7 protein-coding genes and 2 pseudogenes are annotated in these 4,121 nt (G+C 36.7%); 7 read left to right on the top strand and 2 right to left on the bottom strand.

Annotation, left to right across the window (positions count from 1 at the left end; genetic code table 11):
* The first annotated feature begins 47 nt into the window (after positions 1-47).
* Complete coding sequence (locus MCO_RS08025) at positions 48-326, top strand: hypothetical protein (RefSeq protein ID WP_007553746.1); 279 nt, start codon at positions 48-50, stop codon at positions 324-326.
* A gap of 74 nt (positions 327-400) precedes the next feature.
* On the opposite strand, the gene MCO_RS08020 is transcribed toward MCO_RS08025, so the two are convergent.
* Both MCO_RS08020 and MCO_RS08015 read right to left on the bottom strand, forming a co-directional pair.
* On the bottom strand, positions 401-706 hold the full coding sequence (locus MCO_RS08020) for a BrnA antitoxin family protein (RefSeq protein ID WP_007553744.1): 306 nt from the start codon (positions 704-706) through the stop codon (positions 401-403).
* Positions 684-983 (bottom strand): BrnT family toxin, encoded by a 300-nt coding sequence (locus tag MCO_RS08015; protein WP_007553742.1) that lies wholly within the window; start codon positions 981-983, stop codon positions 684-686. The genes MCO_RS08020 and MCO_RS08015 overlap by 23 nt, the downstream gene beginning before the upstream one ends.
* Before the next feature lie 193 nt (positions 984-1,176).
* Between MCO_RS08015 and ssb the strand changes: the two are divergent.
* The 6 genes and pseudogenes from ssb (at position 1,177) to MCO_RS07985 (ending at position 4,075) form a co-directional block, all read left to right on the top strand.
* A pseudogene (gene ssb, locus MCO_RS08010) lies at positions 1,177-1,631 on the top strand (single-stranded DNA-binding protein).
* 54 nt (positions 1,632-1,685) lie between these two features.
* Positions 1,686-2,180: pseudogene (locus tag MCO_RS08005) on the top strand (hypothetical protein).
* A 66-nt stretch (positions 2,181-2,246) separates the two neighbouring features.
* Positions 2,247-2,447, top strand: coding sequence for a type II toxin-antitoxin system HicA family toxin (locus MCO_RS08000; RefSeq protein WP_007553727.1), 201 nt, complete (start codon positions 2,247-2,249; stop codon positions 2,445-2,447).
* The gene (locus MCO_RS07995) at positions 2,444-2,839 is read left to right on the top strand and encodes a type II toxin-antitoxin system HicB family antitoxin (RefSeq protein ID WP_007553725.1); all 396 of its coding nucleotides are present in this window, start codon (positions 2,444-2,446) and stop codon (positions 2,837-2,839) included. Before MCO_RS08000 ends, MCO_RS07995 begins: the two co-directional genes overlap by 4 nt.
* A 330-nt stretch (positions 2,840-3,169) precedes the next feature.
* The gene (locus MCO_RS07990; protein ID WP_007553723.1) at positions 3,170-3,490 is read left to right on the top strand and encodes a hypothetical protein; all 321 of its coding nucleotides are present in this window, start codon (positions 3,170-3,172) and stop codon (positions 3,488-3,490) included.
* Positions 3,491-3,493: 3 nt separating this feature from the next.
* Positions 3,494-4,075 (top strand): hypothetical protein, encoded by a 582-nt coding sequence (locus tag MCO_RS07985; protein WP_196794040.1) that lies wholly within the window; start codon positions 3,494-3,496, stop codon positions 4,073-4,075.
* Positions 4,076-4,121: the final 46 nt, after the last annotated feature.

Raw genomic sequence — 4,121 nt, 5'->3', positions numbered from 1 at the left:
TCTAGAGGATTGGCTTGTTTGAGAGAACAAATCTTTGGGGGTGTACAATGAATAGCAGTATCGATTTTTTATATGATTTGTGGATGGCTTTGTTTCAGTTTGTCAATTGTGAAGACATTGAAGACAAAGACTGCAGTGCACTGATTGAGATCATGGGTATGGTAGAAAAAGCTTTGATTTTAAAACTTCAAGAGGAATCGCCAAATGTGACAAAGATTCTGGCTGTTCGTACAGGTTTTGGAACTTCCAAACTACCGCATAGCATGGATTCTTTGTTGCGAGCTTATGAACCAAGTTTGGAGCACCCCATTAAAAAGGTTGCTTAGCTTTAGAAACATGATTCATCTCTTCGTCTTCACAGACGGGGAGATAGTTAAGCTATATTTTAAGCGGAAAAAAATTAACGCATTGAACGAAGCATAGCATCACGTAAAATGGCGTTAATCCGCGTTTGATACCCTTTCCCTTGACTCTTAAGCCACGCTAGAACGTCTGAATCCACACGCACTGTTGTGACAGTTTTGGTTGGTTTATAGAATGGATTGCGAACGGCGTTTTTCCAGAATGCATCATCTAGTGTTGGAATATCACTATGATCAATTGCACTGTCTGGCATTGCAGCCAGTTTATCAACTTCAACTCTCTGTTTATCTGTCAAAGGTGATAAGTTACCTACATCAATTTCATAACGAACTTTCTTCTTCATAACGTTTCCTTTCTTTCGAGTTAGCTCGCCGCGCTGAAATAATACGGATTACTTCTATACCATCTTTATCATCATGGACAGTATGCGCTACGAGCAGCAGTAAAAAGCCATCCACAAGCCCCAAAGTTTGCCAACGATATTCCCCGTTTTCAATACGGTCTTGTTTAACCATGGCGAACGGTTCTGCGAAAACACGAGCAGCAATTTCAAAACTTACACGGTGCTTTCTAAGATTACTTTTTGATTTAGTTTCATCCCATTCAAATCTTATTTTCATATCTTATGTTAATACATTTATGTATGTATATCAAGAGTTTTAAATGAACACTGAACTATTTATGTTTTTTTGCATATTAAATATAATTTTATATGTTAAAAAACAATAATATCCTTTTGAAATAATTGAATAAATATGCAAATTATGCTAAGATTTTGCATGTATAAAGTGCAAATCTAATGGGGCTACAAATATGCTAAATAAAGTGATGTTAATCGGGCGCCTTGGTGCTAATCCCGAAAGCAAAACAATGACTTCTGGTGCAGAGATAGTCAATTTTAGTATAGCAACGTCTGAGAGCTATACAGATAAAAAAACAATCAAAAAGTAGAGAAAACAGAATGGCATTCCGTGGTGATTTTTAATCCACATTTGGCAAAAATTGCTCTTCAATATCTAAGTAAAGGTTCAAAGGTTTACATAGAAGGCAAATTACAGACACGCAAATGGCAAGATAAAAATGGGCATGACCGTTATACAACAGAGATTGTCTTACCACACTTTAAAGGCGAGTTGTATTTGCTTGATGCCAAAAAAGAGCAATCGGCATCCCCTACCCCCTCACCCATCACTGCCCCAAATTATGCTATCGCTTCAGGGGCTAAAGATTATAGCGCACTCATTAATAATGATAGCATACCATTCTGATTGAAAAAAATATGACAAAAAGAAAAAAAACGTGCAAAACGTGGTCGTCCTCGGATTAAAGGATGTATCAGAGAACCAAATGGACGCATCTCAAGAGCAAAAACACCACGTGAACCCATGGATAAATTGGCAATTGAAATGCGTGCAAAACGCTTTGGTTTGACCATAGAAGATGCCAAAAATCCGCTCTCCGGTAGTTATATCGGGCGACTTTATTTGCAAGGCGAACTTAATCAAGACCAATATGATGCGGCACAAAAATACCTTGAAGTGAAAAATAATTACCTATGTGCAAAAGCCTTGCCTAGCGCTATTTATGATGAAATGCCTACAACTTCTGATAACAGAGCAAGAGAGAAATGGGTACAGATAGCAACAGAACATCTTGTAGCTGTAAAAGGTGTTGTTTAAGAAGCGCAGTGTTTACACCGTCAATATAACCTTCATGCCGCATTACAGTATCTTGTTATAGAAGATCAATCACTACCACATCTTGTGCTTTCATTGCGTATTGCTCTTAATGCGCTTCATAAGCACTTTAGCCGTTAAAAAAAATTGACATCAGATGAAAAATCATTAAAATGTGTATGTATTTACACATTATGAGTTTAGGTAATGGAACAAGATAGCCGAAAAATCATTGCAAAATTAAAGCGTGATGGCTTTGAACTTGTCAAAGTAAAAGGTTCTCATCATAAATTAAAAAAAGATGGTAAGGTTGTTATTGTTCCACATCCTAAAAAAAATCTTCCGATTGGTACAGCACGTTCTATCGCACAACAAGCAGGTTGGTTAAAAAAAGGAGAAGAAAAATGAAAAGATTTTTTGCTCTTGTTCATAAAGATGAAGATTCTGCTTTTGGTGTTCAGTTTCCTGATTTTGAGGGGCTTTTTTCTGCTGCTGATGAGGAAGAAAATTTAATCGCAAATGCAACAGAAGCACTTCAACTTTATTGTGAAGATATAGATATAGTGCCTATTCCTTCAAAATTTGAAGAAGTCATACAACGGGGATCTGTCAAAACAGCTTTGGCAGAAGGAGCTTTTTTAATACAAGTCCCCTTTATTGAAAATGATGCAGAAGTGGTACGTACGAATATATCTATTGAAAGAGGGCTTTTGCGTGCAATTGATGATTGTGCACAAGAAAGAGGTTTAACAAGATCTGCTTTTTTGGCAACAGCAGCGCGTCACGAGCTTAATATTTAGATTTTCTTCTTTTTTGGCTGTGTCAATACATACCTTTTTGTTTTTTAAAACACCAGATTTAGGTAAAAAAAATAAAAAAACACAAAATCATGATTTTTTCTGTTGACAATATGTGAAAAATCGTATTTAATAACGTCACTGCACTAGCTTTTTTGTGTCCAAAATTCAAAAATATCCCCTAAAATTTAGTAAAATATCAAGCCTTTAATATCGCTAGAAAGCCCTGTTTTCTAGGGAATTCTAGCTAATCCATTTTTCAAATAACAAAAATCATTAATTGACAGGTGATGTCATTAATTATGCCTCAATTATGCCTCAAAAGGAGTGACTATGAAAGCTGTCATCACTAAGCCAATGTGTGTGGTTGGCGACAATAAAAGAACTATTCGTTTTGAACCATCGACAGCAAATATTCCATTTGTTGAAGTTTCCAATCAAGTCTACGCACGTCTCAAACGTGCCAATGCGGCAAAACTTTTTGTTGACGTTAAAACAACAACAAAACCTGAAAAGGCAGTTGAACAGATTAAGCAGATAGAAAAAGAAGCCGTACAAACATCATCTGAACCAGCAGCCGAGGAAATTCCACTCGAAAAACCAAAAGAATCTAAAGTTTCTAAGTCATCAACACCTACCCCAAAAAAGGCTTAGAAGTTGAAGTTAATCATCCACCAAAAATGGTATCTTCAACAGGTGAAGGATACCTTCACCAGTCTTCAAGCACCACGCCTTAATTGGGCTTTGCGTAATGCTGTAAACACCGCAGCAAAACAAGTCGAACGCTTTGCAGAAAAACAAATTGCCGATGTTACATCTGCCAAACCAAAGCGTGTCAAAAAAGGCGTTTATATTAAAGGAAAGGCTACAGCAAAGTTTCTTGAGACAGATATCATTGGTTCTGGAACACCGATACCTCTTAAATTTTTTCAAGCACAAGAAACAAAACAGGGTGTAACTTACAAAATGTTTGGGAAAAAAGAAATCTTACCCCATGCTTTTATTTGCGGGGGAAAATTTCCTAAGCGTGTTACATTAAAGATGGGAAACAATGTGTTTCAAAGAGCGGATGGAGATCAATTCCCTATTGCAAAACAAGAGGGAGCATCAATTGCTGGAGTGATGTCCAAACCAGAAATTGCAAGTTCTATTGTAAAAGAAGCCAATGAGAGATTAATTGCCAACATACAGTACCAACTTGCTCGTCATGAATACGCTGCTAACAAGAAAGCTAAATAATGTTTTTAAACTATGCCTACGTGCTATACACCGCGGTTTTAATTTT

This window comes from Bartonella sp. DB5-6 (assembly GCF_000278115.1).
GTDB classification, from domain to species: Bacteria; Pseudomonadota; Alphaproteobacteria; order Rhizobiales; family Rhizobiaceae; genus Bartonella; species Bartonella refiksaydamii.
Note: the sequence above shows the minus strand (reverse complement) of the source record. Positions and strands in the feature narration are given on the sequence as shown.